Origin of the sequence: Streptomyces aureus (assembly GCF_000725495.1) — a bacterium.
GTDB classification, from domain to species: domain Bacteria; phylum Actinomycetota; class Actinomycetes; order Streptomycetales; family Streptomycetaceae; genus Streptomyces; species Streptomyces aureus_B.
This window is the reverse complement of the sequence record NZ_KL647042.1, coordinates 177107-202695: the sequence shown is the minus strand read 5'-3', so window position 1 is coordinate 202695 and position 25589 is coordinate 177107. Positions and strand designations below refer to the sequence as shown.

Here is a 25589-nt window from a genome sequence, read left to right as displayed (position 1 = left end):
GCGGCCATCATGAGCGACCAGGCCGTGGGAGGGCCATGGGCGACCAGGCCGTGGGGCGGCCACAGGTAGTAAGCCATGTGGCGGCCACAGGCGAGCAGGCCGTGGGGCGGCCCGGGGCGTAGGGCCGGGCGCCACCGGTCCGGTGGCACGCGTCGCGCCGGTGCCCGGCCCGGCCGCGGCTCAGCCGTCCGGCCACCAGGTGCGCGCGATGTCCTTGCGGACCTCCGGGCGCTCGGCGGGGCGCTCGTCGGGCTCGTCCCGTACGCGGCGGGAGTCCGACTTCCTCAGGGGCTTCTGCACGGTCACACGGCGCATGGCTGCCTCCTCGTGTCTACCGGAATCCGCGGTGTACGGAGGTAGACCGTTGCCGGGAGGGTTCCTCATCGGCGGCGAAATGTCTGTGGCGGCGGTCACCTCCCGGCGGTCCGCCGCGGGCGCGGGCCCGTTGTCAGTGGCGGGTGACAGGCTGGGACGCATGACGAGCGACGGCGGACATCAGCAGGGGGCGGGCGTCGACTGGGACGCGCAGTCCGGCACCTTCGACGAGGAACCCGACCACGGGCTGCGCGATCCCGGGGTCCGCGGCGCCTGGGCCGCCCGGCTGCGGGACTGGCTGCCCGGACAGCCCGCGGATCTGCTCGACGTGGGCTGCGGCACGGGCAGTCTGTCGCTCGTGGCGTCCGAGCAGGGACACCGGGTCACCGGGGTGGACCTCGCGCCGGGCATGGTCGACAGGGCCCGCACCAAGCTGGCAGGACGTGACGCGGTGTTCCTGGTCGGTGACGCGGCGGCCCCGCCCGTCGGGGAGCAGCGTTTCGACGTCCTGCTCACCCGCCACGTGCTGTGGACGCTGCCCGACCCCGGGCGCGTGCTGCGGCACTGGCGCGGGCTGCTGCGCCCCGGCGGGCGGCTGGTCCTGGTCGAGGGGGTCTGGGGGACCCTGAGCCCGGTCGGCATACCCGCCGAGCGGATGGCCGCCCTGCTCCGGCCGCTGCTGTCCGACCCCGACGACCTGCGCGTGGAGCCGCTGTCGCACGACCCGCTGCTGTGGGGCAGAGAGGTCGACGACGAGCGGTACGCGGTGGTGGCCCGCTTCTGACCGGTGCCCGGGGCCTGCCCGGCCGTTCCCGTCCGCCCCGCGGGCGACGCGAACCGCCGGACAGGCCCAAGAGCCGTCCCGTCCGCTAGGCCAGCAGGTCCTCGAAGCCGCCCTCGTGGGCGAGGAGTTCGAGGTCGTCCAGGGCCTTCTCGGCGGCGGCCGCGGCGGCGGGGTCGGTACGCGCCAGGCCGCTCTCCGCGAACTCGTCCTCGTCCAGGCGCCGTACCTCCGTGCCGTCGGCCGAGCGCCACAGGTCCAGGTCGAGGTCCTCGACGACCAGCCGGTCCGCGTGGACGTCCGCCGGACGCGTGATGTCGCAGTACCAGCCCTTGCGCCGGCCCGCGGCGTCCCTGACCTCCTTCACCGAGTACCAGCGGTCCCGCCAGTAGTACTCCGTGAAGACGTCGCCCTTCTCGAAGCGTACGAAGCCGAAGTCGCGGACGCCGTCGCCCGCCCAGGGGGCTCGGACGACCACCCGGTTGCCGTCGTCGGCGAGCAGCTCGGCCCGGTAACTGATCTTCGTACGACCGCCCTTGACGAGGACGATCTCCACCGACGCGGGCGTGTCAGCCGAGGTCGAGGACATGGTTCACCTCCGTTGCGCAGATTTCGTAACCGAACCATTCGTTGATCGCCAGCATCGGCCCGTTGCCGGCGTCGTTGCCGGTGAACGCGTCCGTGAACCCGGCGGCGCGGGCCCGGTGCAACGAGTGGTTCTTGGCGAGCTTGGCCAGGCCGCGGCCCCGGAAGGCGCGGGCGGTGCCCGTCATCACGGTGCCGTAGCGGGTGCCGTCGTCGGTACGGGCCGCGCTGAACGCCGCAGGCCGGCCGTCGACGAGCACGACGGACGTCAGCTCCCGGCTCAGCAGCGGGTCGTGCCAGGTCTCCGTGAGCCAGGCCTCGTAGTCCGTGAACTCCCGGTCGATGTCGCTGGGTTCGTCGAGCAGGGTCTCCGCGTCCAGCCGGAACAGCGGCCGCGGGTCGTCCGCAAAGTCGGCACCGGTGCGCAGTTCCACGCCGTCGGGCGGGCTCTGGAGCGGGGGCAGGGTGCCGTTCGCCAGGTCGAGACGGAGGAAGTGCGCCGGGCGGGCCGCGCGATAGCCCCGCTTCTCGGCGAAGGCGCGGTTGCGGGGCTCGTCCAGCACCCAGGAGTGCAGCCGGGTCGCGCCGAGGGCGGCCAACCGTTCCTCGGCGGTGCGGGCCAGCAGCGAACCCGCGCCGCGGCCGGTCCGTTCCGGGTCCACGTAGATGTTGAGGCTCCCCTGGCCGGGCTCCGGGCTGTCGTGGACGATGGCCACCTGCGCGGTGCCGATCAGTTCCCCGTCCTCCTCCGCCAGCAGCGGCTGGTAATGGGAGTCGGGATGGGCCTGTTCCAGCGAGTAGGCGATGGACTCGGGGGTGAAGAGCATGAACGGGAGGGCCTGCCGGCGAATCCGCGCGAACCCCGCGGCGTCCGCCGGGTCCCCGCGCCGCAGCTCGCGAACGATCACGGTCATGTGATCGCACGTTACGCGGGCGCCGTGGACGGGTGCCTCTCATTTTCGCGCGGGTACGGGACAATCGCCGCGTGACCCTGAAGATCCGCATCGCAGAGGGGGCCGCGCCGTACGAGCAGGTGCGCGCCCAGATTTCCGAGCAGGCCCGGTCCGGCGCACTGCCCGTCGGCTACAAGCTGCCCACGGTACGAGGGCTGGCCGAGTCGCTCGGGCTCGCGGCCAACACCGTCGCCAAGGCCTACCGGGCCCTGGAGTCGGACGGGGTGATCGAGACGCGGGGCCGCAACGGGACGTTCGTGGCCGCCGCCGGTGACGCGGCGTCACGGGAGGCCGCGTCCGCCGCGCAGGCCTACGCGGAGCGTGCTCGACGGCTCGGCCTGACCGAGTCCGCCGCGCTGGACGCCGTACGCGACGCGCTGCGGGCGCGCGCCGACCGCGCCGACCGCGCCGACCGCGCCGACCGCGCCGACCGCGCCGACCGCGCCGACCGCGCCGACCGCGCCGACCGCGCCGACCGCGCCGGCCCCGGCGCGAGCGATCCGGCGGTCGCCGGCCGGAGCCGTCACAGGTACAGGCCCGCGTCCGCGCCCTCGCGCTGGTCCGGCACGGAGGTCGGGGTCGTCCCGCGGCGCAGCGCGTACAGCTCGGCGAGGGTCGCGCCCTCGCGCGAGACGCCCTCCTCGGTGCCCAGCCAGCCCACCGCCTCGCGGCGGGTGAGCGGACCGACCTCGATCCGGGCGAGGCAGCGGCCGGGGCGGACGACGGCGGGGTGCAGGCGCTCCAGGTCCTCGTTGGTGGTGACGCCCACCAGGACGTTGCGGCCCTGGCCGAGCAGTCCGTCGGTGAGGTTGAGCAGCCGCGACAGCGCCTGGCCCGCGGTGTGCTTGGCCTCGCCGCGGATCAGTTCGTCGCAGTCCTCCAGCAGCAGGAGACGCCAGCGGCCCTTGCCGTTGCCGTCGTCCTCGCCGATGGCGATGTCCATCAGATAGCCGACGTCGGAGAAGAGCCGCTCGGGGTCCAGCACGCAGTCCACCTGGCACCAGTCGCGCCAGGAACGGGCCAGCGTGCGCAGGGCGGAGGTCTTCCCGGTGCCGGGCGGGCCGTGGAGCAGCAGCAGCCGGCCCGCGATGTCCTCCGGGGTCGTCTTCATCAGCCGGTCCATCGCGTCCGCGACCGGTGCCGTGTAGTTGGGGCGGATCTCGTCCCAGGTGCCCGCAGAGATCTGCCGGGTCGTGCGGTGCGGCCCCCGGCGCGGGGAGACGTACCAGAAGCCCATCGTGACGTTGTCCGGCTGCGGTTCGGGCTCGTCCGCGGCGCCTTCCGTGGCCTGCTTCAGCACCTTCTCGGCCAGCTCGACGGTGGTCGCGGTCACCGTGACGTCGGCGCCGCGGTTCCAGCGGGACACCAGCAGGGTCCAGCCGTCCCCCTCGGCGAGGGTGGCGCTGCGGTCGTCGTCGCGCGCGGAGCGCAGCACCCGGGCGTCCGGTGGGAGCAGGGTGGCCCCGGAGCGCACGCGGTCGATGTTCGCCGCGTGCGAGTGCGGCTGCTCGCCCGTCGCGAAGCGACCGAGGAACAGCGCGTCGACGACGTCCGACGGCGAGTCGCTGTCGTCGACGTTGAGCCTGATCGGCAGAGCGTCGTGAGGGTTCGCTGACATGTCGCCATGATCCGTCAACAAGGCGCCCCGTGCACCCGGTTTCCACGGTGCGTCGCGTATGTCGCCCTCGGTCCCGTCGCCGCCGACGCGGGGCACCGGCGACGGCCGTCGGCCGACTCGACGGCGTGGGGCGGGAGTTGACGAGTTGTCGCGCTCTGTCATGTGACCGGCACGTAATCGACATGGACATGTAACGAAATATGTGATGAACAGTGCCATATCCCTCTCTTGATGCATAAGAGTCTTGGCATGGACACTTCCGGTCAACACGCGTAGCTGCTACCAAAGTTGTGGCAGAGATCCTGCTAAAGGGAGGTTCCATGAGACGTCCCAGATTTTCGGCATACATGACCTCACTCCTCCTGGCCGCCGGCCTCGCCCTCACCGGGGCAGCCGCGGCTCAGGCGCAAAGCGCGGCCGCCACCGGCTATGTGGCGCTCGGTGACTCCTACTCATCCGGCGTCGGCGCGGGCAGCTACATCAGCTCCAGCGGCTCCTGCGACCGCAGCACGAAGGCGTACCCCTACCTCTGGAACGCCGCCCATTCACCCTCGTCGTTCGACTTCACCGCCTGCTCGGGCGCTCGTACGGGTGATGTCACGGCGAATCAGCTCGGCCCGCTCAGCTCCTCCACGGGCCTCGTCTCGATCACCATCGGAGGCAACGACGCCGGCTTCTCGGACGTCATGACGACCTGCGTCCTGCAGTCCGAGAGCACCTGCCTCTCACGCATCGCCACGGCGAAGGCGTACGTCGACTCCACGCTCCCCGGCAAGCTCGACTCGGTCTACTCGGCGATCAGCGCCAAAGCCCCGGCCGCCCACGTGGTCGTCATCGGCTACCCCCGCTTCTACAAGCTCAGCGGCAGCTGCCTGACCGGACTCTCGGAGACCGAGCGGTCCGCCATCAACGGCGCGGCCGACTATCTGGACAGCGCCATCGCCGCCCGTGCCGCCGCCCACGGCTTCTCGTACGCCGACGTCAGGGGCAACTTCACCGGTCACGAGATCTGCTCGGGCAGCGCCTGGCTGCACAGTCTGAACTGGCTCGACATCGGTGTGTCGTACCACCCGACCGCGGCCGGCCAGTCCGGCGGCTACCTGCCGGCCCTGTCCGGAGCCGCCTGACCTCCGGGCCCCCACCCCGGAACCCTTCGAGAGAACAACGCCCCGGCGGGGAGGACACCCGCCCCGCCGAGGGACACCGCCGGCCCGTCAGGGAGTGGCGGACACGGATGCGGAGGCCCCGTCCGTCGGGGTCTCCGTCACACACGTGATCGTGAACGCGACGGAGTTCGACGTCACGCGCACCGGACTGCGCACCTCCACGGCGATCGAGTTGGCGAACTCCCCGCTCGTGTCGTACGTCGTCGCCACCACCGTCTTCTGCTGCGTCCTGCCGCCGCCCGCCGGGAACGACAGCGTCTTCCAGCTCGGATCGGTCACCTCCCCGTCCCGCGTCACCCAGCGGTACTCCACGTCCGCCGGGACCCGGCCCACCGTGAACGTCGCCGTGAACGAGGGAGCCTGCGCGCTCGGCGGCGGACAGGAGCCCGTGTAGTGGGTGTTGTGGCCCGAGAGCGTCACCTGGACGGTCTGCGCCGGCGGGGCGCTGGTCGAACTCCCGCCCCCGGGAGCGCTGCTGGAGGGACTCGTGCCGCCGGTCGCACCGGCGGTGGAGCTCTCGCTCGTGTGCCCGCCCGAGGCCGTCCCCCCGTCGGTCGCGCCCGTGCCCCCGCTGCTGCTGGTCCCTCGCCCGGTGTTCCCGGAGTCCCCGTCGTGGTTGAGCAGGGCGTACGTCAGCCCGCCGAGGGCCAGCGCCAGTGCGACCAGGCCCGCGACCAGGGCGACGGCCGCCCGGCGGTTGCGCTCCGGTTCGGCGGCGGGCGCGGGCGCGGGCGTGGGCACGGTCGCGTGGGGCGGACCGAACCCCTGGGGCGGGGTCGGGGACGAGGCCGACGGGGGGCCGAACGCCCCGACCGTCGGCGCCTCGGAGGGCAGGGCCGCGGCCCCCAGGGGGCGCGTGGGCGCCGTGCCGCCGCCCGCGACCGCACGCAGTTCGTCCTCGGCCGCCGCGGCACTCGTGCGCTCGGCCGGGTCCTTGGCGAGCAGTCCCTCGATGACGGGGCCGAGCGGGCCCGCGCGGCGGGCCGGCGGCAGCGGTTCGTCGACGATGGCCCGGAGCGTGCTCAGCGGAGTCGGCTGCCGGAAGGGCGAGTTGCCCTCGACCGCCGCGTACAGCAGCACCCCGAGCGACCACAGGTCCGACTCGGGCCCGGGGGTGCGCCCGAGCGCCCGCTCCGGGGCGAGGAACTCGGGCGATCCGATGACCTCGCCCGTCATGGTCAGCGCGGAGGTGCCCTCGACCGTCGCGATGCCGAAGTCCGTCAGGACGACCCGTCCGTCGTTCGCCAGCAGCACGTTGCCCGGTTTGACGTCCCGGTGCAGGACGCCCGCCTCGTGCGCGGCGCGCAGCGCGGCGAGCACCTCGGCGCCGATGTGCGCGGCGCGGCGCGGATCGAGCGGGCCCTCGGCGTCCAGCTGGTCGGAGAGCGCGATGCCGCGGATCAGCTCCATCACGATCCAGGGCCGGCCGTCCTGCATGGCCACGTCGTAGACCGTCACCACGTTCCGGTGGGCGACTCGGGCCGCCGCCCACGCCTCCCGTTCCAGCCGCGCGTACATCCGCTCGACCTCGGAGTCGGGAAGCCCGGCCGGGGCGCGGACCTCCTTCACGGCGACCTCGCGCTGCAGCACCTCGTCGCGGGCGCGCCACACCGTGCCCATGCCGCCCTCGCCCAGGGGCGACAGCAGCCGGTAGCGCCCCGCGATCACACGTTCACTGCCCGGACCTTCGGACACGTGCGTCCCCCATTCGCTTACGAGCGATTTCTCCCCAAAAGTAGCTCAGCCGAGTACGGATGCCGCCCCCTTGAGCACCAATCCGGCCCCGAGGACGACGACGATCAGCGCCGAGCCGAGGGGAGCGGTCCGGCGGACCAGCAGCACGAGGCGCCCCTCGGCCCAGCTCCGGCGTCCGGCCAGCGCGCGGTTCACGCCGCTGCCGAGCTTGACGACGGCGAAGCCGGCCGCCGTCAGCGTCAGGGCGAGCCCGACGCCGTAGGCGAGCACGAGAAGAAGGCCGAACCACGCCTGTCCGAGCGCCGCGGCCCCGACGAGCACGACGACCGCGGAGGGACTGGGGACGAGCCCGCCGGCGAAGCCGAGCAGGATCGTGCCGCGGACGGTGGGCGCGATCTCGTGGGTGTGGGTGAAGCCGCCGTGGGTGTGTTCGAGGGTGGGGGAGTGGGGGGCACGGCCCTTGCCGTGGTCGTGGGTGTGGTGGTCGTGGTTGTGGGCGTGCCCGTGGTCGTGATCGTGCTGGTGGTGCCCGTCGTGGCTGTGCCCGTGATCGTGGTCGTGTCCGTGATCGTGGCTGTGGTCGTGCGGGTGCGGGTGCGGGTGCGGGTGGTCGTGGGTGTGGGGCTGGGGTGCGGTCGCGGTCGCCGTCACCGCCGCGGTGGGAGCGGTGGGCGCGGCGGATGCCGTGGCGTGGGCCAGTACCAGGGGGCGTGCCGCGTCCACGTGGTCGTGATCGGCACTGTGCTCGTGACCATGGGGGTGCGCGTCACCGTGCTCGTGGTCATGGGGGTGAGCATGGTCGTGCGCGTGGTCGTGGCTGTGCCCGTGGTCGTGGGCGTGGTCGTGACCGTCGTGGTCACGGGCGTGCGCGTGATCATGGGTGTGGTCGTGGGTGTGTCCGTGTGCGGACGGGCGGTTGCGCCAGGCGCGGCGCAGCAGGGTGACGCCCGCCCCCGTGACGAGGACGCCGCTGGACACGCCGAGCCAGGCGATCACGGAGGGGGCCGCCGCCGAGCCCGCGGTGACGAGCAGGCCGAGCGCGACGACCCCGAGCGTATGGGTGACCGTCACGGAGGCGGCCAGCGGCAGGACGTCCTTGAACCGGGCCCGGCCCCCGCGCGCCGCCGCCGTCGCGGCCATCAGGGTCTTGCCGTGGCCGGGGGCGAGCGCGTGCAGCGCGCCCAGGCCGACGGCGATGACCAGGGCCAGCGCGGCGAAGCCGAAGGTGAGGTGATGACGGGCCACCAGGTCGTTCAGGTACTGGGTCCAGCGGTCGGCGCCGCGCGGGAGCACGGAGGTGGCCGGGGCGTCGGGCCGCTCCTCGACGAGGGCCGGACCGCCGGGGCGGATCCGCAGCGAGGCGGTGGCCGTGTCGGCGGGAGAGGAGAGCAGCGCCTTGGGGTACCGGGTGAGCTCGGACGACACGGACTTCCGCGGCACGTCCGAGGAGGCCAGCGTCATCCGGTCGCCCTGGGCGGTGATCTCGCGCCAGCCGGGACCGTGATCGGCGCCCGCGCTGTGGAAGCCCACGGCGACCGCGCCCTTGGAGGGCAGGGGAGCGGTCAGCCGGCACTCCACGCGCAGGGTGTGCAGTCCCGCCTGTCCCGGCCGCAGCCGGGCCCGGCTCGTGCCGACGTTCAGCGTCACCTCCTGCCCGTCCACCGTGACCTTGCTGCCCTGGGCCGCGGTCGCGCAGCGCTGCCGGGCCCAGTCGGTCATGCCGAGCCGCTTGATGTCCGGCTGGGCCTGGGTGGCCGGGATCTCGGCCAGGTCCTCCACGTGGTCGACGCGCAACTGCCCCGGGGCGGCGACGAGTCCGTCGTACCGGTTGACGGTGAAGTTCCCGAGCGGATGCGCGCTCGCGTTCCCGGACGGGCCCAGCACGAGGGCGCAGGCGGCGGTCAGGACCGTGCCGCACAGGGCGAGGAACCTGGGCGCCCTCACTTCGCGGCCTCCAGCGCCTTGCGGGCCTCGCGGGCGCCCAGCGGTGAGAAGCCCGGGTTCAGGTCCAGGGCCGCCTTCAGCGCGGAGCGGCCCCGTTCGGCGTGGCCGGTGGCCTGCTCGATGACGCCGAGGTGGTAGAGGAAGGAGGCGTTGCGGTAGCCCGTCGCCGTGGCCCGGCGGGCGTACGGCAGGGCCTCCGCGTCCCGGCCCGACACGTGCAGCGCCCAGCCGAGCGCGTCGGCGGTGTGCACGGTGTGCCGGCGGGCCCACTCGGCCCGGGCCGCCGTCAGCGCGGCCTTGTGGTCGCCGTGGTCGGCGGCGGCCAGCGCGGTGTCGAGGTCGGCGTTGACGCCATAGGCGTGGGCGAGGGAGATCCAGGCGTTCACCAGCGTGTACTGGTCGTGGGCCTTGCTCTCGTCGCCCGCCGCGCCCCGGGCCTCGTACAGCTCGCCGAGTTCGACCAGGGGCTGCGGCAGCGGGTAGCGCTGGACCACCTGCTCCATTCCCTTGATCGCCGCCGCGCGGTCGCCCAGTGCCGCCTGGGTACGGGCCCGGCCCTCCAGGGCGGGCAGGTAGTTGTCGTCGGCGGCGAGGGCTCGCGCGTAATAGGTGAGCGCGGAGTGGTAGTCGCCCTGGTTCCAGGCCAGTTGGCCGAGTGCCGAGGTGACGTACGAGATGTCGCCGCGGCTGGTCGCGGTGGAGAGGGCCTGCTCCAGCACCCGGCGAGCCGTCTTCACGTCGCCGCGCAGCTCGTGGACGTAGGCGTACCGGGTGAAGACGGGGACGCCGGGCCGCCGGGAGTCCGCCAGGTCGGCCGCCTTCGACGCCTCGGCGTAGCGGCCGAGTTCGACGAGCGCGTCGATGCGGGAGGACAGGGCGCGTTCGCTGTACGGGTTCTGCTTCAGGGCGAGGTCCGCGTACTTCAGGGCGCCGGGGAAGTCGTGCCGGGCGGCGGCGAGCGCGGCCCGTCCGGCGAGCGCCGGGTCGTAGCCGGGGCGCAGCTTCAGGGCGCGGTCGAGCGCCTGCTGGGCCTGGGGGTAGCGGGAGGGGTCGCCCTTGGTGCGGGCCTGCTCGACATAGGCGAGGCCCAGCGTCGCCCAACTGCCGAAGTCCTTGGGCTGGGTGCGGAGATGGGCCTGGATGGAGCGGATGCTCGCGTCGAGGTCGCCGCTCGCGAGCAGTTGGGGGGACACGCCGTTGGAGACGTTCGCGACGGCGGGGGTCGTCGCACCGTCCCGCAGCGCGCCGAGCACCACCGCGCCCGCGGTCATGGCGACGGCCAACGCGGCGGCGCAGAAGCCGAGTTGAGCGGCCCGCCAGCGACGCTGCGACCGCGACAGCCGCCGCACGGCGGCCACCCGCGGATCGGCTTCGTCCTCGTGGCTCTCGCCGTCGCCCTCGGAGGCCGGTCCGTCGGCGGCCCCCTCGCCGGCCGACGCGACCTGCTCGTCGGGCACGTCCCGCGGGGTGTTCTCGTCGGGTACGGCCTCGGCGGCCTGCCCCTCGGGAACGGCCTCGGCGGCCCGTTCCCCGGGTACGGCCTCGGCCGCCTGCTCCTCGGGCACGGCCTCCGTGGCGTCCTCGTCGGCCACCGCCTCCGGCGTCTTCTCGTCGGTGACGACCCCCGTGGTGTTCTCCTCGGGCACGGCCCCCGCGGTGTTCTCGGCGGGTGTGGCCTTCTCGGCGTCCGGCGTCGCGTTGTCGTTCGTACGCGGGGACATGCCCTCTCCTCAAAGTCCTTGGCGAAACGGTCGTCGTGGGGGGTGGGGCGGCGCGGCCCGCACCGTGGGGGGTTGGAACTCGTGCGGGCCGCGCCAGTCGGTGAGCCGGGTCAGTAGGCCCGGTTGTACATCCGTCGGCGCCACCACAGCAGACCGGTGCCGATGAGCAGGATGCCGGCGGCGCCCGCCGCGGCCGAGCCCGCGATCAGCATGGTGTCGGTACCGCCGCCGGAGTTCGTGCCGGCGGGCTGGAGCGCGTCGCCGAGCTGGCTGCGGACGTCGGTCCCGCTGGTCGTGCCCTTGGCGAGCGCGCCGCGCGAACCGGAGGTCGGCTCGGCGACGTACGGGAAGTACTTCTCGAAGCTCTTGTCGTTCTTGTCGACCGCGTCACCCAAGTCGTTCTTGGAACCGACCAGTTCACCCTCGACGACCTGGAGCGAGGCGTCGATCACGTCGTCGGTGAGGCGGCGTCCGTTCGGGAAGCCCGCGTTGTCGCCGTCGAGGACACCGAGCCGCTTGGGGTGCATGGACGGCTTGATCGAGGTGTTGAGGCGCAGCTGCTCCGACGGACGGACGTGGGGCGGCTGGTTGAGGCCCTTCACGCCCTTCAGGAACACGTCGACGAGGTCGTTGCGGGGCTCGGCCGGGGCCTTGATCTTGTAGATCGACTCGATGAGCTTCGGCAGCTCGGGGTTGGTCACGTTCTTCAGGAACTGGGCGTCGTCCCAGGGCGCGGACGCGTTGAACTTGTCCTTGTCCTTCTGCGGGTTGACGACCTCGTTGACCAGCGGCATGCCGAGACGCGAGACCTGGCGGTACTGGCCGCGCGCGTCACGGCGCTGCGTGGTGGACCAGATGCCGACGATCGGCTGACCGGCCGACTCGCGGATCATGTCGTTCGGGACCTGCAGGGCTATGGAGTTGACGTTGTAGCCCTTGAGGGTGTCCCGCCCGACCTCGGTGAGGTTCCCGCCGTACAGCAGGTCGAAGACGCGCAGGTCCAGGAAGAACGGGTCGTCCGCCTGGCCGGCGAACGTCGACGAGCCGCCGGCGAGCTTGGACACCGCCTGGTAGCGCAGCTTCGCGTAGTCCGGCATGGACGCCTTGCCGACGTTGGACGGAGCGACCGGGACATCGTCCGCGATCTTCGTCCGGGACATCACGCGCTGGTTGTGCAGCCGCAGCAGGTCGATGTCGTACGTCTGCGTGATGTTCAGGTCCGGGTCGTCGAGGCTGGTGACCGGACCCGTGTTGTAGAGGAACGTGTTGCCGTTCTTGCGGTGGGTCTTGAAGGTGTAGCGGTAGATCAGATCGCCCTGGGCGTCACCGTTGTTGTCGACGTGGATGTCGTACTGGGCGTCGTCCGCGAACGTGTAGAAGTTCGGCCCGCCGGCCGGCTCCTCGAAGGGGATCCAGTTCGCCACGATCGTCGTCGTGTCGGGCTTGTCCGGGCTGACGAACGCGTAGACGTCCGTGTTGTCGTACTGGGGAGTGCCCGAGATCAGCGGGGCCTCCCGGTGGCTGGAGGCGGAGGCCGCCCCCGGCGTCAGCGCCGTCGCACCCGCGGCCGCGAGCCCCCCGGCAGCCAGCGCACCGCATACGAGGGTCGCGAGAGTCCTGCGACTCGCGCCGGTCCTGGAGATAGGTGTCATGCCGTCCGTCCTCTGTCCAACTTGCCTGACGCACGCCATTCGGAGCGGTCGCCGGGGTGGATTGGTCGAATCCCAAACGTCTTTACGGCGGTTTCCTCGGCTTGTTTCATCGACGGGCCGGCTTCTTCGCCGACGGGCCCCCGAGCCGCCCTGTCAGGGAGGCGCGTCACCGCCGGTCGGGGACGGGAACGGAACGGCCGCGCCGTCACGTCCTGTTCGGTGGCGGGCGGGCGAACTGATCGTCCGCGGACACGCGTTTTCGGCTCGCCGATCCGTACCCCATCCGTAGACAGGTTCGCTGCGAACACGTAAGGGAAGGGACGGACGGTGCACGGCCGCAGAGGGGGACGGGTGGAGGCTGACGAACTACTGGTACTGGTGGCCGGAGGCGACCAGAAGGCGTTCGAGGAGCTGTACGGACTGGTGTCCGGGCCGGTGTTCGGACTGGTGCGGCGCGTGGTGCGCGACCCGGCGCAGTCGGAGGAGGTGTCGCAGGAGGTCCTGCTCGAACTCTGGCGCTCCGCACCGCGGTTCGACCCCGGACGCGGCAGCGCGCTGTCCTGGATCCTCACCCTCGCGCACCGCCGTGCCGTCGACCGGGTGCGCAGCGCCCGCGCGGCCACCGAGCGCGAGCAGCGCGAGGGGCAGCGCAACCACCGTCCCGCCTTCGACCAGGTGGCGGAGGAGGTCGAGGCCGGCCTCGAACGCGAGTGGGTCCGCCGCTGTCTCGACCGGCTCACGGCCCTGCAACGGCAGTCCGTGACGCTCGCCTACTACGACGGCTACACCTACCGTGAGGTCGCCGAGCGGCTGTCCCTGCCGCTGGGCACCGTCAAGACCCGTATGCGCGACGGGCTCACCCGTCTGCGCGACTGCCTGGGAGGAGTCGCGTGAACGCCGCCGACCGCCTGCCGGGCCGTGATCCGAACGGAAGAGAGGGGGGTGCCGCATGAGCGTCCTCGACCGACTGCTGGGCCGCGATCTGCACTCGCTCGCCGCCCCCTACGCCCTCGACGCGCTGGAGGGCGAGGAGAAGCGCCGCTTCGAACGCCATCTGAAGGGCTGTCACCGCTGCGCCGAGGAGGTGCGGGCCCTGACCGAGGACGCCGTGCGGCTCGCCTGGTCCACGGCCGCGGCGCCGCCGGCCGCGCTGCGCGACCGGGTGCTGACCGCCGTACGGCTGACGCCCCAGGAACAGTCCGCCCGGGATCTGACCCGGGTGCGGGCCGCCCACCAGCCCACGCGGGCGCGGGCCCCGCGGCTGCGCCCGCTGTTCGCCCCGCTCGCCACCGCCACGGCCGCCGCGGCCCTCGTCGTCGCCGCGCTGTTCGCGGTCCAGGTGACCCAGGCGCGCGACCAGTTGGACCAGGAGCGTGCCCAGGCACGTGAGATCGCCCACGTTCTCGCCGCTCCCGACGCGCGGGCGACCGGCGAACGGGACCAGAGTGGCCGCGGAATCGGAGTAGTGGCCTCCGCGTCCGAGCGGCGGGCCGTCGTGACGCTGAGCGGACTCGGCACGCCCTCCGGCGGACGCGTTCACCAGCTGTGGCTCATGCGCCCCAACGAGAATCCGCGTTCCCTCGGTCTGTTCGACGGCGACACGCCCCTCGTCGCCGACGGACTCGACCCGAACTCGACGTCACTCGCAGTGACGGTCGAGCCTCACGGTGGCTCACAACAGCCCACTACCTCGCCTGTTGTCCAACTCGCCCTGGAAACGGTTGGATTCGGAGAGTGACCGTCAACCCCCTTATGGGGAAGGTGATTCCTTTGTCCGAGATACACGCGCGCCGCGAGGGGGCGATAGGGTTAGTCTGCCCGGGCCGGGTGGACTTGTACGGGTGGGGAGTGACATGGAACAGATAACAGTGCGCAGCAGGGCACGCGTCCCTGCGATCACGTGCGGGAGCAGCGCGACCAGTTCGCGCCTCGACCGACATCTCGCGGTGCTCGGCGGTCCCGCCATACCGCAGCGCGAGACCGTCGAGGCGACGTCGCTGATGCGTGAACTCACGACCCGTGACCACGCGCACGACAGCGGCTCCAGGGTCGCGCGTGTGCGGCGGGTCTCGCTGTTCGCGCCGCTCAGGCGGCTGCGCCGCTCGCTGTTCGGCAGCCGCTGAACGGCTGTCGGCACCGGCCTTCTCGACCCGCGCTCCGGCGACTCCACCGAACCGGCACACCGCTGTCCTACCGCGTCCGTCATCCCCACGGCGGGCAGCGGTGCCGGTGACCACCATGTCCGGAGCGCGGGTCACCACCTTCGCCGAGCCCTGAGGCTCAGCGCACCACCCCGTCCCGCCGGAGTTCGGCGACGTCCGCGTCCGTCATGCCCAGCGCCCGCAACACCACCCCTGTGTGCTCACCGAGCCGTGGGACGGATCCCATGCGTGCCTCCTGCCCGCCCGGCAGCGTGATCGGAGGCAGCAGCGCCCGCAGCGGTCCGGCCGGCGATCCCACCTCCCGCCATCGGTTTCTGGCCGCGAGCTGCGGATGCTCCGCCACCTCCATGACGTCCCGCAGCCGCGCGCAGGCGATGCCCGCGGCCTCCAGCCGGGCCACCGCCTCGTCGGCGCCCAGCGCGCCCAGCGCCCCGGCCACGGCGGCGTCCACCCGCTCCCGGCCGGCCACCCGCGCGGCGTTCGTGGCGAAGTCCGGGTCGTCCGCCATCTCGGGCCGCTCCAGCACCTGTTGGGCCAGGCGCCGCCACTCCCGGTCGTTCTGCACCGACAACAGCACCTGACCGCCGTCAGCCGTCGAATAGACGTCGTAGGGCACGATGACGCTGTGGGCGAGTCCCGTGCGGGCCGGCGGGGTCCCGCCGTGCATCGCGTGGTGCAGCGGATGACCCATCCACTCCGCGAGCGCGTCCAGCATCGACACCTCGACCGGACCCCCGCGTCCGGTCGTGCCGCGCCGCACCAGCGCCGCGAGGACCCCCGAGAACGCGTACATGGCCGCCGCGATGTCCGCGGCCGGGATGCCCGCCTTCACCGGCCTCTTGGGCGTCCCGGTCACCGACACGAGCCCCGCCTCGCACTGCACGAGCATGTCGTAGGCGCGTTTGCCGGCGTAGGGGCCGGACGGCCCGTAGCCGGAGACGTCCACGGCGATCAGCCGGGGATGCTCGGCGCACAGGGTCGCCGCGTCCAGGCCCAGCCGGGCCGCGGCCCCCTGGGCGAGGTTCTGCACGAAGACGTCCGCCTCCGCGACGAGCCGGCGGACGACGTCGAGCCCGCGGGGGTCCTTCAGATCGACCGCGACGGACTCCTTGCCCCGGTTGCACCACACGAAATGCGAGGCCAGCCCCTTGGCCGTGGTGTCGTACCCGCGGGCGAAGTCGCCGCCGTCGATCCGCTCGACCTTGACGACCCGGGCGCCGAGATCGGCGAGCTGCCGGGTCGCGAAGGGCGCGGCGACGGCTTGCTCGACGGCGACGACGGTGATGCCTTCGAGGGGCAGGGGCTCTGGCTGCATGCGATGGATCATGGACCCTGGACATACTTTTGTCATGCACTGATTTCCGCGGACCGGGCCGGCGAGCCCGGAGGCGGCTTCGCCGGGCGGCCTCGGCGGGCTGCCCCGAGCAACGCGGCCGAGCCCGGCGGGCGACCGCGGGCGGCCGGCCTAGAGCAGCGCGAACTGGCCCTCGGGGCCCTCTTCGTGGTGGTCGAGCACCGACGCCGGGCGGCGGGCCGCGGGCGGGACGGGGAGCACCCCGGCGGTCCGCAGTTCCGTCCGGGTGATCGAAGCCTCCGGTCCCAACGCGGCCTGCTGGGGGCGCAGTTCCGCGAGGAGCGCCAGCACCGTGATCAGTTCGAGGAGTTCGGAGGTCCACGCCTGCGGCCAGCCGCCGGGGCCGATCGCCTCCAGGGTGCCGGGCTCGCCCGTCCCGGTCCGCGCCGCGAACCACTGCTCCAGCACCCGTACCCCGCCGACCTCGAAGTCCCAGGCCTCGGGCGGCACCGGCGCGATCCTGCCCTCGCCGAGGTGCAGCGACTCCTCGTCGCGGTCGTAGAACGGATCGCCGATCAGGGGACCCGCGGCCGGCCGTGATCCCGGGGGGAGCGCGGACAGCGGCGCGCGCACGTACGGGCGCCGGCCGCCGGGGAGTTTGGGACGCTCGCCGTCGCGGCGCATCAGCCGCAGCATGCGCCGGCCCAGTTCGACGCCGGACGTCCACACCTCGGGGTCGGCGGTGAGCGGGACCAGGCAGCCGTCCCGGCCGTGCCGCGCGACCGCCATCGTCCAGGCGAGGACGTCGGCGGGGGCGGGCTCCAGACCGAGACGGGATCCCAGATACGCCAGCAGCCCCGGCGCCAGGTTCGGTTCACGCCCGCCCGGGCGCCGGTAGAGGGGGCGCACCCGCCCGCCGCGGCCGGCGCTCAGCGGCAGCACGGACGCGGCCAGCAGGGCCGGACCGGACGTCTCGGGCACGGGGGTCTGCTCGACCGCGAACACCTGCTCCCGGCCCGCCACGCGCCACAGTTCGGGACGGGCGGAGTCGATCAGCCGGTGATCGGGAATCAGCCACTGCTCGTCGAAGGGGGCGCTGAGCACACGGACCGGCGCCGGACAGGGGTCCGAGGCCCGGGCGAGGCGGCCCGTCCCGCTGGACTGACCTGGCAGCTGCGCGACCGCGGAGTGCGTCGTGCGCGCCCGGGTCGGCCCGAACAGGGTCTCGCGGTCGGCGCCCTCGGCCCGTACGAGAGCGTCCCAGCGGGCCTTCAGGGAGGCCGCGTCGGGGGCCGCCGGCCACCTGCGGCCCAGCCTCGGCGGTGCGACGGACCACGGCATGAGGTCCGCGAGCAGCGGAGCGGCGTCGGGCGTCACGCTCGGCATCGTACGACGCGGGCGCTGCCCGCCGTCCCCGTACGCCGGGGTCAGTGTGCGTCGAGGGTGACCGTGAAGGAGAAGCGGTCGCCCCGGTAGTGGATGACCGCCACGTCCAGGGCCTGTCCGTCCTTGCCGTGGATGACGCCCGTATAACGCAGGATCGGGCTCAGCAGCGGCACCTGGAGCAGCCGGGCCGTCTCCGGGTCCGCGAGCGTCGCCTCCACCGTGTCGGTGATCCGGCTGATGCCCACGCCGAGCACGTCCCGCAGCACCTTGGTCATCGGCCAGCGGATCAGGTCCTCCCGGTCGATGCGGTCGGCCAGCTCGGGCCGGAGGTAGTTGCGGGCGTGGTTCGTCGGCTCGCCCGTGGCCTCGTCGCTGCGGAGGCGGTGGTACGTCGCCACCTCGTCCACGTCCGGGAAGAACTCCGCCAGTTCGCCGGACACCGGTGTCTTCCCCTGGTCCAGCAGTTCGGTCGTCATCCCCGACTGCTGGGCCACGATCGCGTCCACCGAGCCGAGCAGCCGCACGGGAGCGCCCCGCCGCGCGCTCGGCTCGATGAACGTGCCCCGCCGCCGGTGCCGGGTGATGAGCCCCTCGACCTCCAGCTCCTTGAGCGCCTGCCGCATGGTCAGCACGCTCACCCCGTAGTGCCCGGCGAGCTGCTCCTCGGTGGGCAGGCGCAGGGGGTCCTGGGGCGCGCGGCCGAGTATGGAGGCACGCAGGGACTGCGACACCTGATACCACAGCGGCAGCTTGCGGTTCAGGACGATCGAATCGGGAGCGAAGGAGGTCACGAGGGTATCCGTACCGGTCGCGGGCGTGGAAGGCAACGGCCGGCGGGTCTCAGTCCGCCGGGCGGAAGTGCCGGCGAAGCCCCTTCCACACGTCGTCGTAGCCGCGCTGGAGGTGGTCCGCCCCGGCCGCCTGGGCCGTCGCGGTGACCGGCCAGCGGGTCTCGAACATGAAGGCGAGGCCGTCGTCGATCTTCTGCGGCTTCAGCTCGGCGGCGCTGGCACGGTCGAACGTCTCCTGGTCCGGTCCGTGCGCCGACATCATGTTGTGCAGCGAACCGCCGCCCGGCACGAAGCCCTCCGCCTTCGCGTCGTACGCGCCCTCGATGAGCCCCATGTACTCGCTCATCACGTTCCGGTGGAAGTAGGGCGGCCGGAACGTGTCCTCGCCCACCAGCCAGCGTGGCGCGAACACCACGAAGTCGACCCCGGCCAGACCCGGGGTGTCGGACGGCGAGGTGAGCACCGTGAAGATCGACGGGTCCGGGTGGTCGTAACTGATCGAGCCGATCACGTTGAAGCGGTGCAGGTCGTAGACGTACGGCACATGGTTGCCGTGCCACGCGACCACGTCCAGCGGCGAGTGGTCGTACGTCGCCGTCCAGAGGTTGCCGCAGAACTTGTTCACCACCTCGACCGGACCCTCGACGTCCTCGTAGGCGGCGACCGGGGCGAGGAAGTCGCGGGCGTTGGCCAGGCCGTTGGCGCCGATCGGGCCGAGGTCGGGCAGCTGGAAGGGGGCTCCGTAGTTCTCGCACACGTAACCCCGGGCCCCGCCGTCCGGCGCGCCCTCCGGTGCCGGGTCCAGCAACTCCACCCGGAAGCGCACTCCGCGGGGGATCAGCGCCATCCGGCCCGGTTCCACGTGCAGCAGCCCGAACTCGGTGCGCAGCAGCAGGCCGCCGCGCTCCGGGACGATCAGCAGCTCGCCGTCGGCGTCGCTGAACACCCGCTCCATCGAGGCGTTGGCGTGGTAGAGGTGCACGGCGATCCCGGTCCGCTGGCTCGCGTCGCCGTTGCCGCCGAGGGTCCACAGGCCCGCGAGGAAGTCGGTCCCGGCCGGGGGCTCGGGCAGCGGGTTCCAGCGCAGCCGGTTCGGGTCGGGCACGGTCTCGGTGAACGGGGCCGTCCGCAGGGTGCCGTTGTCGGTGCGGGTGAACGCGGGGTGCGCGGCCGAGGGACGGATCCGGTACAGCCACGACCGGCGGTTGGACGCCCTCGGTTCGGTGAACGCCGAGCCGCTCAGCTGCTCCGCGTACAGGCCGAGCGGTGCGCGCTGCGGCGCGTTGCGGCCGTGCGGCAGGGCCCCCGGGACCGCCTCCGAGCTGTGTTCGTTGCCGAATCCGGAGAGGTAGGCCAGCCCCTCGGCCGTCTTCCTCGCGTCCCCGCTCATGTTCGCTCCCTCGCGCCTGATTCCTATGCATCACCGTAGGATTCCGCTCCGCCCCGCGCAAGAGGCCGGCCGGGGGAGGGGGAGGGTTGGCCGGATTTGCCGGAGGACTAGTACTCGAGGGTGTACGGGCCGTCCAAGAACCCGACTCCAGGGGGATCCGGCGGTACGGGGCCCTGTTCTACGCTCCCGGTCATGCGGTGGACGCGTGGACTGCTCACCGCGCTCGCGGTCTGCGCCCTGCTCGGCGGAGCCGCGGGCTGCGGCGCCGGTGATGCGCACGAGCGGGGGACCACGGTCTCCGCCCCGCCCGTGGGCACGTTGCTCGACACGATGGACGAGGAGGGACGGCTCTACCGCGAGGTGGGCAGGAAGGGCGCGCCCGAGGTCGCGATCGAGATCCAGCAGGACTCGGCCGACGGCTGGGACGTGCGGCTGACCGTCCGCAACTTCCGCTTCTCGCCGACGGGCACACGCGCCGTGCCGGTCGCCGGACGCGGTGTCGCCCACCTGTACGTCGACGGCCGGACCGTCGCCCGGCTGCGCACCGCCGAGTGCCGGCTGGCCGGGCGTCTGGTGCCGCGCGGCACCCACCACGTCACCGCGCGCCTGTACGCGGACGACGGCACCGTGTGGGCCGTCCGCGGCAAGCCCGTCGAGAGCACGGCCGACATCACGGCCTCGGACTCCTGATCGGGCCCGGGCCGGGATCGGACTCGTGATCGGGCCCGGACCAGGACGGGTGAGGCCGCGGGGCGTGGTCCTGAGGGTGGTTCCGTGGTCGGTCCAGAGGGCGGCTCCGGGGTCGGTCCAGAGGGCGGCTCCGGGGTCGGTCCAGAGGGCGGCTCCGGGGTCGGTCCCGGGGGCGATGGCCTCGCCCGCGCGCGGCTGACAGGGGCGGGTTCGCGGGTCACCCCCGGTGAGGCCGGACCGGGCCGTGGTGCGTGGTCACTGCACGCAGACGCCCGCGGGAAACGGGTGGTCACGGCACGGAGTCGCCCGCCCGAAATGAGTGGTCACGGCACGCAGACGCGTACTCATGGGCGAGGTTCACCGGACCCCGGCGGAAAGGCATCATGAAGACCGTGCCCCAGACGACCTCGCTCCGCAGAGCGCCCGTGCAGCGGCGCAGCGCCGAACGGCTGGCCAGGATCCTCGACGCCTGCGCCGACCTCCTCGACGAGGTGGGCTACGACGCGCTGAGCACCCGGGCCGTGGCCCAGCGGGCCGGTGTGCCCATCGGCTCCGTCTACCGCTTCTTCGGCAACAAGCGGGCGATGGCCGACGCGCTCGCCCAGCGCAACCTGGAGCTGTACGCCGAGCGCGTCACCCGGAGCCTGCGGGAGGCGGACGGGGGAGACTGGCGGGCCGCGATGGATGCGGTGCTCGACGAGTACATCGCCATGAAGCGGACCACGGCGGGCTTCTCCCTCGTCGACTTCGGCAACCAGATACCCGTCGGCGCCCGTGACGCCGAGCCCAACACCCGGGTCGCCGACCGCCTCACCGACCTGCTCGCCGGCTATCTCGACCGCACGCCGGACGACGACCTCCGGCGCTGCTTCCTGGTCGCCGTGGAGAGCGCCGACACCCTGGTCCACCTCGCCTTCCGCCTCGACCCCGCGGGGGACGAACGGATCATCGAGGAGACGCGGGAGCTGCTGCGGGCGTATCTGGCCAGGGTCCTCGACTGACCGGACGGCTTTCCGGTCCGCGTCCGGAGCGTCCGGAGGCGGGGGAGTGGAGTCCGGGAGGTCGGACACCGAGCTCGGAGCGTGGCGGTTCGCGGATTCGCGACCTGACCCCCGGCAGCCCCTCCCCGTCATGCGTACCGGTCGGTATGCTCGCTGGCGTCCGTGTGCCACCAGCCCACCGCCCTCCGGGAGGACCCGTGTCCCGCACCTCCGGCACCACCCCCGACTCCCGCACCGCGCTGCGCGTCTGCCCCCTGTGCGAGGCCACCTGCGGGCTGACGCTGACCATCGAGGGCACCCGGGTGACCGGCGCCCGGGGCGACCGCGACGATGTGTTCAGCAAGGGGTTCATCTGCCCCAAGGGCGCCTCCTTCGGCGCCGCCGACGGCGACCCCGACCGGCTGCGCACCCCCCTCGTCCGCCGCGACGGCGAACTGCGCGAGGCCACCTGGGAGGAGGCCTTCGACGCCGTGGCCGCCGGCCTGCGCCCCGTCGTCGAGCGGTACGGACCGCACGCCGTCGGTGTCGTCCTCGGCAACCCGAACGTGCACACCATGGCCGGCGCCCTCTATCCCACCGTCCTGCTCGGCGCCCTGCGCACCCGCAGCGTCTTCACCGCCTCCACGCTCGACCAGATGCCCAAGCACGTGTCGAGCGGACTGCTGTTCGGCGACGCCAACGCCATCCCCGTGCCGGACCTGGACCACACCGACCACCTGCTGCTCATCGGCGCCAACCCGCTGGAGTCCAACGGGAGTCTGTGCACCGCCCCCGACTTCCCCGGCCGGCTCCGGGCGCTGCGGGCCCGCGGCGGCACCCTGACCGTCATCGACCCGCGCCGGACCCGCACCGCCAAGCTCGCCGACCGGCACGTGGCCATACGCCCCGGCACCGACGCCCTGCTGCTCGCGGCGATGGCGCACGTCCTGTTCGAGGAGAAGCTCGTCGACCTCGGCGCACTCGCGCCGCACGTCCAGGGCGTCGACGAACTCCCCGACGCGCTGCGGGACTTCACCCCCGAGGCGGCGAGCGCGGCCTGTGACGTGGACGCCGGGACCATCAGGGAGCTGGCGCGCGAGCTGGCCGCGGCCCCCACCGCCGCCGTCTACGGCCGCATCGGCAGCTGTACGGTCCCGCACGGCACCCTGGCCAGCTGGCTGGTGGACGTCCTCAACATCCTCACCGGCAACCTCGACCGGCCCGGCGGGGCCCTCTTCCCGACCGCCGCCACCGACCGGACTCCCCGCCCGGCGGGCCCCGGCCGCGGCTTCGCGCTCGGCCGCTGGCACAGCAGGGTCGGCCGGCACCCCGAGGCCAAGGGCGAACTGCCGCTGGCCGCCCTGGCGGAGGAGATCGACACCCCGACCGAGGAGGGCAGCCCGGTCCGCGCGGTGATCACCGTCGCCGCCAACCCCGTCCTCTCCGCGCCCGACGGCCTGCGTCTCGACAAGGCCCTCGAATCGCTGGACTTCATGGTCAGCGTCGACCCCTATCTGAACGAGACCTCGCGCCACGCCCACGTCGTGCTCCCGCCGCCCCCGCCCTCCCGCGGCGCCCACCACGACTTCGCGTTCAACACCCTCGCCGTCCGCAACCAGGTCCGCTACAACCGCCCCGCCGTCCCCCTGGAGGAGGGCCGGATGGCGGAGACGGAGATCCTCGCCCGGCTCGTCCTGGCCGCGAGCGGCATGCACGGCGCCGACCCGTCCGCCGTCGACACGATGGTCGTCGACACCACCCTCGGCAAGGCGGTCCAGGACCCGGCCTCGCCGGTGCACGGGCGCGCCCCGGGGGAACTCGCCGCCGCCCTCACCGGTGAGAACGGCCCCGAACGCCGGCTCGACATGATGCTGCGCCTCGGCCCGTACGGCGACGGCTTCGGCGCGCGCCCGGACGGTCTGACGCTGGAGAAGCTGCTGGCGCATCCGCACGGCATCGACCTCGGACCGCTCACCTCCACCCTGCCGGGGCGCCTGAAGACCCGCAGCGGGAGGATCGAGCTGCTCCCGGAGCCGATCGCGGGCGATCTGCCGCGCCTGCGGGACGCGCTGCGGGAACGCCCGGCCGCCGTCGTGCTCGTGGGCCGCCGGCATCTGCGCTCCAACAACAGCTGGATGCACAACGTCCCGGCCCTCACCGGCGGTTCGAACCGCTGCACCCTGCACATCCACCCCGACGACGCGGCCCGGCTGGGGCTCGCCGACGGAGCGGCCGTGCGCGTCCGGGGCGCCGGCGGAGAGGTGGTCGCCCCGGCGGAGATCACCGACACGGTACGGCGCGGAGTGGTGAGCCTTCCGCACGGCTGGGGGCACGACCGCCCCGGCACCCGGATGAGCCACGCCGCCCTCGACCCCGGGGTGAACGTCAACCAGCTCCTCGACGGCTCGCTGCTCGACCCGCTGTCCGGAACGGCGGTCCTCAACGGAGTGCCCGTCGACCTCGCGGCCTGTCCCTGAGCCGCCCAGGTCCCCCGGGTCCCGGTGCCCCTGACGCATCGGCACCCGGGACGTCACGACGCCCCTGGTCCCGCCGCGGACCAGGGGCGTCGTTGCGCCGGACGAGCGGTCCCCGGCCGGGCGGCGGGCGCAGTTGCGCCCCTTCGTGGATCTTCTGTGAGAACTAGTCAGATGACCTGAAAGTTGTATGAAAATCATCTGACCTGGAGGAGCCTCGCATGTCCACCTCGTCCCACGCCGTGCCACGTCGCGGTGCCGGCGCCCTCGCCGCCCTGGCGGTCGCGGGTGCCGCCCTCCTCGGCGCCCCGGCAGCCGTCGCCGCCCCCGGCGACAACGGCGACGTCAAGGTCCACGACACGAACACGCCGTTCGACAACCAGCGGGACGATCCGAAGGTCTGCCAGTTCTACCTCGACGGCTTCAACTTCGACGGGGGCCAGCGGATCAGCTGGTCGATCGCGCACCAGCCCGGTGCCGCGGGCGACCCCGTCCTCCAGGGCCAGCTCTTCACCTCGGCCACCGGCCGCGGCCGCACGGGCAACCTCACGCTGCCCGACGGCCAGTACAAGATGACCTGGACCTTCCAGGGCGAGAACGGCGCGGGCAAGAGCAAGGTCTTCAAGGTCGACTGCCCCGTCAGCGCGCCGTCCCCCTCGCCCAGTCAGCAGGGCGGTCCCGGCGGTCCCGGCGGCAGCCCCAGTCCGACCCGGTCCGGTGGTGGTCCCGGCGGACAGCAGGGCGGTCCGGGCGGACAGCAGGGCGGCCCCGGTGGACAGCAGGGCGGTCCGGGCGGCCCCAACGGCGGTCCTCCGGCGGGCGGTGGCGGTCTGGCCCACGCCCAGAACTTCTCGCCGGTGGCCGGAGCGGCTGCCGCGGGTCTCGTAGTGGCCGGGGGAGTCGTGTTCCTGCGGCTGCGCCGACGCAGCAATGGCGCCGAGTAGACGGCGCAGGCCCTGGTACCGGACGCGCGCCTACCGCCTGACGAGGACCCTGGCGGTCACCGTCGCGCTGGTGGTGGGCGGCGTCTGGTGGGCGGGGGACGACGAACCCTCCGGGACGGTGGCGGCCGGCGCCGCCCACGACGACGGCGCCGCCTCCCGGGCCCCGGCCACGGCCGCGGGCGCCGGGCACGCTCCGGACGCCCGGCCCGGCGGCGGCCCTGGGCGGCACGCGTCCCCGCCCGCCCGGCGGGCGGCCCGGCCCGCACCCCCGCCCGCGCCGCTGCCCCGCTCCCGGGCCACCCGCCTGCGCATCCCCTCCCTGGACGTGGACGCGCCGGTCATCGGACTCCGGCTCGACCGCGACCGACGGCTCACCGCGCCACCCGTGGACGATCCGAAGCCCGTCGGCTGGTACACGGACGGTCCCACGCCGGGCGAACGGGGCACGGCCCTCGTCGTCGGCCACCGCGACACCCGGACGGGCCCCGCCGTCTTCGCCCCGATCGAGCGGATCCGCACCGGCGCGCGCGTCGAGGCGCGGCGCGAGGACGGGCGGACCGCCGTCTACACGGTCTACGCCGTACGCACGTACGCGAAGGCCCACTTCCCCGACCAGGAGGTGTACGGAAACCGGGGGCGCCCCGAACTGCGGCTGATCACCTGCGGCGGTGCGTACGACCACACGACCGGCTACGCGGCGAACGTCATCGCCTTCGCCCACCTCACGGAGATCCGCGGCCGGGCGGACGCCCACTGAGCCGGCGACGCCCGCTCGCCGCGGCCGGCGCCTGCGCGCCTCGTCCGGCCCCCGCTGCCCCCGGCGACGCCCGCTCGCCCCGTCGGCGCCCGCCGCCCCCGGCCGGGGCTCGCCGGACCCGGTTCCCGCCGCGACGGAGCCGGGACCCGGCCGCGGCACGACCGACCCTGACCGCGCCACGAGACCCGAGCCGCGGTACGACGGCCCCGAGTAGCGGCAGGACCGACCCGGGCCGCGGTGCGCGCCGCGGCGGCCTGTGCGGCGAACGTCATCACCTTCGCCCACCTCACG

Annotated in this window: 23 protein-coding genes and 1 pseudogene; 11 read left to right on the top strand and 13 right to left on the bottom strand. The window is 73.4% G+C overall.

Annotated elements, in window-relative coordinates:
* Nucleotides 1-180 precede the first annotated feature (180 nt).
* Nucleotides 181-315 (bottom strand): hypothetical protein, encoded by a 135-nt coding sequence (locus tag IO36_RS49090; protein WP_263974428.1) that lies wholly within the window; start codon nucleotides 313-315, stop codon nucleotides 181-183.
* A gap of 160 nt (nucleotides 316-475) precedes the next feature.
* On the opposite strand from IO36_RS49090, the gene IO36_RS42020 reads away from it, so the two are divergent.
* On the top strand, nucleotides 476-1099 hold the full coding sequence (locus IO36_RS42020) for a class I SAM-dependent methyltransferase (protein ID WP_037628673.1): 624 nt from the start codon (nucleotides 476-478) through the stop codon (nucleotides 1097-1099).
* A gap of 85 nt (nucleotides 1100-1184) precedes the next feature.
* Here IO36_RS42020 and IO36_RS42015 read toward each other — a convergent pair whose 3' ends face one another.
* Both IO36_RS42015 and IO36_RS42010 read right to left on the bottom strand, forming a co-directional pair.
* On the bottom strand, nucleotides 1185-1685 hold the full coding sequence (locus tag IO36_RS42015; protein ID WP_037628559.1) for a ribonuclease FAU-1 family protein: 501 nt from the start codon (nucleotides 1683-1685) through the stop codon (nucleotides 1185-1187).
* A complete protein-coding gene (locus IO36_RS42010) occupies nucleotides 1666-2595 on the bottom strand; it encodes a GNAT family N-acetyltransferase (RefSeq protein ID WP_037628558.1) in 930 nt (309 codons plus the stop codon). The genes IO36_RS42015 and IO36_RS42010 overlap by 20 nt, the downstream gene beginning before the upstream one ends.
* Before the next feature lie 71 nt (nucleotides 2596-2666).
* On the opposite strand from IO36_RS42010, the pseudogene IO36_RS45555 reads away from it, so the two are divergent.
* Nucleotides 2667-3020: pseudogene (locus tag IO36_RS45555) on the top strand (GntR family transcriptional regulator); the annotation flags it as partial.
* On the opposite strand, the gene IO36_RS42005 reads toward IO36_RS45555, so the two are convergent.
* Nucleotides 2916-3161, bottom strand: a complete 246-nt coding sequence (locus IO36_RS42005) for a hypothetical protein (RefSeq protein ID WP_037628556.1) — start codon at nucleotides 3159-3161, stop codon at nucleotides 2916-2918. The pseudogene IO36_RS45555 and the gene IO36_RS42005 overlap by 105 nt on opposite strands.
* Complete coding sequence (locus IO36_RS42000; RefSeq protein WP_037628555.1) at nucleotides 3158-4252, bottom strand: DUF5925 domain-containing protein; 1095 nt, start codon at nucleotides 4250-4252, stop codon at nucleotides 3158-3160. Before IO36_RS42000 ends, IO36_RS42005 begins: the two co-directional genes overlap by 4 nt.
* A gap of 320 nt (nucleotides 4253-4572) precedes the next feature.
* Here IO36_RS42000 and IO36_RS41995 point away from each other — a divergent pair, with 320 nt between their 5' ends.
* On the top strand, nucleotides 4573-5379 hold the full coding sequence (locus tag IO36_RS41995) for an SGNH/GDSL hydrolase family protein (RefSeq protein WP_078943787.1): 807 nt from the start codon (nucleotides 4573-4575) through the stop codon (nucleotides 5377-5379).
* Nucleotides 5380-5466: 87 nt separating this feature from the next.
* Here IO36_RS41995 and IO36_RS41990 read toward each other — a convergent pair whose 3' ends face one another.
* From IO36_RS41990 to IO36_RS41975, 4 genes are all read right to left on the bottom strand, one after another.
* Complete coding sequence (locus IO36_RS41990) at nucleotides 5467-7113, bottom strand: serine/threonine-protein kinase (RefSeq protein ID WP_037628551.1); 1647 nt, start codon at nucleotides 7111-7113, stop codon at nucleotides 5467-5469.
* A gap of 45 nt (nucleotides 7114-7158) precedes the next feature.
* A complete protein-coding gene (locus IO36_RS41985; protein WP_037628549.1) occupies nucleotides 7159-9057 on the bottom strand; it encodes an urease accessory protein UreH domain-containing protein in 1899 nt (632 codons plus the stop codon).
* Nucleotides 9054-10778: a tetratricopeptide repeat protein gene (locus tag IO36_RS41980; RefSeq protein ID WP_078943786.1), complete on the bottom strand. Its 1725-nt coding sequence runs from the start codon at nucleotides 10776-10778 to the stop codon at nucleotides 9054-9056. The genes IO36_RS41985 and IO36_RS41980 overlap by 4 nt, the downstream gene beginning before the upstream one ends.
* A 110-nt stretch (nucleotides 10779-10888) precedes the next feature.
* Nucleotides 10889-12430 (bottom strand): DUF4331 domain-containing protein, encoded by a 1542-nt coding sequence (locus tag IO36_RS41975; protein ID WP_037628548.1) that lies wholly within the window; start codon nucleotides 12428-12430, stop codon nucleotides 10889-10891.
* A gap of 351 nt (nucleotides 12431-12781) precedes the next feature.
* On the opposite strand from IO36_RS41975, the gene IO36_RS41970 reads away from it, so the two are divergent.
* The 3 genes from IO36_RS41970 (at nucleotide 12782) to IO36_RS41960 (ending at nucleotide 14553) form a co-directional block, all read left to right on the top strand.
* Nucleotides 12782-13324 (top strand): sigma-70 family RNA polymerase sigma factor, encoded by a 543-nt coding sequence (locus IO36_RS41970; RefSeq protein WP_037628546.1) that lies wholly within the window; start codon nucleotides 12782-12784, stop codon nucleotides 13322-13324.
* A gap of 55 nt (nucleotides 13325-13379) precedes the next feature.
* The gene (locus tag IO36_RS41965; RefSeq protein WP_037628545.1) at nucleotides 13380-14168 is read left to right on the top strand and encodes an anti-sigma factor; all 789 of its coding nucleotides are present in this window, start codon (nucleotides 13380-13382) and stop codon (nucleotides 14166-14168) included.
* Between the two features lie 115 nt (nucleotides 14169-14283).
* Nucleotides 14284-14553 (top strand): hypothetical protein, encoded by a 270-nt coding sequence (locus IO36_RS41960; RefSeq protein WP_078943785.1) that lies wholly within the window; start codon nucleotides 14284-14286, stop codon nucleotides 14551-14553.
* Between the two features lie 157 nt (nucleotides 14554-14710).
* Here the strand turns inward: IO36_RS41960 and IO36_RS41955 are convergent, their stop codons facing one another.
* From IO36_RS41955 to hmgA, 4 genes are all read right to left on the bottom strand, one after another.
* The gene (locus IO36_RS41955) at nucleotides 14711-15919 is read right to left on the bottom strand and encodes a CaiB/BaiF CoA transferase family protein (RefSeq protein ID WP_209441353.1); all 1209 of its coding nucleotides are present in this window, start codon (nucleotides 15917-15919) and stop codon (nucleotides 14711-14713) included.
* Between the two features lie 138 nt (nucleotides 15920-16057).
* A complete protein-coding gene (locus tag IO36_RS41950; RefSeq protein ID WP_037628540.1) occupies nucleotides 16058-17272 on the bottom strand; it encodes a type ISP restriction/modification enzyme in 1215 nt (404 codons plus the stop codon).
* A gap of 41 nt (nucleotides 17273-17313) precedes the next feature.
* Entirely contained in the window at nucleotides 17314-18063 is a 750-nt protein-coding gene (locus IO36_RS41945) for a GntR family transcriptional regulator (protein WP_037628538.1), read from the bottom strand.
* A gap of 49 nt (nucleotides 18064-18112) precedes the next feature.
* A complete protein-coding gene (gene hmgA, locus IO36_RS41940; protein ID WP_037628537.1) occupies nucleotides 18113-19453 on the bottom strand; it encodes a homogentisate 1,2-dioxygenase in 1341 nt (446 codons plus the stop codon).
* Between the two features lie 192 nt (nucleotides 19454-19645).
* Here hmgA and IO36_RS41935 point away from each other — a divergent pair, with 192 nt between their 5' ends.
* The 5 genes from IO36_RS41935 to IO36_RS41915 all read left to right on the top strand — a co-directional run bounded on the left by IO36_RS41935 (nucleotide 19646) and on the right by IO36_RS41915 (nucleotide 25298).
* Complete coding sequence (locus IO36_RS41935; RefSeq protein WP_037628536.1) at nucleotides 19646-20143, top strand: hypothetical protein; 498 nt, start codon at nucleotides 19646-19648, stop codon at nucleotides 20141-20143.
* A gap of 383 nt (nucleotides 20144-20526) precedes the next feature.
* Nucleotides 20527-21144: a TetR/AcrR family transcriptional regulator gene (locus tag IO36_RS41930; RefSeq protein ID WP_037628534.1), complete on the top strand. Its 618-nt coding sequence runs from the start codon at nucleotides 20527-20529 to the stop codon at nucleotides 21142-21144.
* A 146-nt stretch (nucleotides 21145-21290) separates the two neighbouring features.
* Nucleotides 21291-23600, top strand: a complete 2310-nt coding sequence (locus IO36_RS41925; protein WP_078943784.1) for a molybdopterin oxidoreductase family protein — start codon at nucleotides 21291-21293, stop codon at nucleotides 23598-23600.
* A gap of 218 nt (nucleotides 23601-23818) precedes the next feature.
* Complete coding sequence (locus tag IO36_RS46580; protein ID WP_037628532.1) at nucleotides 23819-24541, top strand: hypothetical protein; 723 nt, start codon at nucleotides 23819-23821, stop codon at nucleotides 24539-24541.
* Nucleotides 24528-25298, top strand: a complete 771-nt coding sequence (locus tag IO36_RS41915) for a class F sortase (RefSeq protein ID WP_037628531.1) — start codon at nucleotides 24528-24530, stop codon at nucleotides 25296-25298. Before IO36_RS46580 ends, IO36_RS41915 begins: the two co-directional genes overlap by 14 nt.
* The last annotated feature ends 291 nt before the right edge of the window (nucleotides 25299-25589 follow it).

Coding starts and splice junctions, on each gene's coding strand:
- IO36_RS49090 (WP_263974428.1), bottom strand. CDS start 315: ATGCGCCGTGTGACCGTGCAGAAGCCCCTGAGGAAGTCGGACTCCCGC.
- IO36_RS42020 (WP_037628673.1), top strand. CDS start 476: ATGACGAGCGACGGCGGACATCAGCAGGGGGCGGGCGTCGACTGGGAC.
- IO36_RS42015 (WP_037628559.1), bottom strand. CDS start 1,685: ATGTCCTCGACCTCGGCTGACACGCCCGCGTCGGTGGAGATCGTCCTC.
- IO36_RS42010 (WP_037628558.1), bottom strand. CDS start 2,595: ATGACCGTGATCGTTCGCGAGCTGCGGCGCGGGGACCCGGCGGACGCC.
- IO36_RS42000 (WP_037628555.1), bottom strand. CDS start 4,252: ATGTCAGCGAACCCTCACGACGCTCTGCCGATCAGGCTCAACGTCGAC.
- IO36_RS41995 (WP_078943787.1), top strand. CDS start 4,573: ATGAGACGTCCCAGATTTTCGGCATACATGACCTCACTCCTCCTGGCC.
- IO36_RS41980 (WP_078943786.1), bottom strand. CDS start 10,778: ATGTCCCCGCGTACGAACGACAACGCGACGCCGGACGCCGAGAAGGCC.
- IO36_RS41975 (WP_037628548.1), bottom strand. CDS start 12,430: ATGACACCTATCTCCAGGACCGGCGCGAGTCGCAGGACTCTCGCGACC.
- IO36_RS41965 (WP_037628545.1), top strand. CDS start 13,380: ATGAGCGTCCTCGACCGACTGCTGGGCCGCGATCTGCACTCGCTCGCC.
- IO36_RS41960 (WP_078943785.1), top strand. CDS start 14,284: ATGGAACAGATAACAGTGCGCAGCAGGGCACGCGTCCCTGCGATCACG.
- IO36_RS41955 (WP_209441353.1), bottom strand. CDS start 15,919: ATGATCCATCGCATGCAGCCAGAGCCCCTGCCCCTCGAAGGCATCACC.
- IO36_RS41950 (WP_037628540.1), bottom strand. CDS start 17,272: ATGCCGAGCGTGACGCCCGACGCCGCTCCGCTGCTCGCGGACCTCATG.
- hmgA (WP_037628537.1), bottom strand. CDS start 19,453: ATGAGCGGGGACGCGAGGAAGACGGCCGAGGGGCTGGCCTACCTCTCC.
- IO36_RS41935 (WP_037628536.1), top strand. CDS start 19,646: ATGCGGTGGACGCGTGGACTGCTCACCGCGCTCGCGGTCTGCGCCCTG.
- IO36_RS41930 (WP_037628534.1), top strand. CDS start 20,527: ATGAAGACCGTGCCCCAGACGACCTCGCTCCGCAGAGCGCCCGTGCAG.
- IO36_RS41925 (WP_078943784.1), top strand. CDS start 21,291: ATGCTCGCTGGCGTCCGTGTGCCACCAGCCCACCGCCCTCCGGGAGGA.
- IO36_RS46580 (WP_037628532.1), top strand. CDS start 23,819: ATGTCCACCTCGTCCCACGCCGTGCCACGTCGCGGTGCCGGCGCCCTC.
- IO36_RS41915 (WP_037628531.1), top strand. CDS start 24,528: ATGGCGCCGAGTAGACGGCGCAGGCCCTGGTACCGGACGCGCGCCTAC.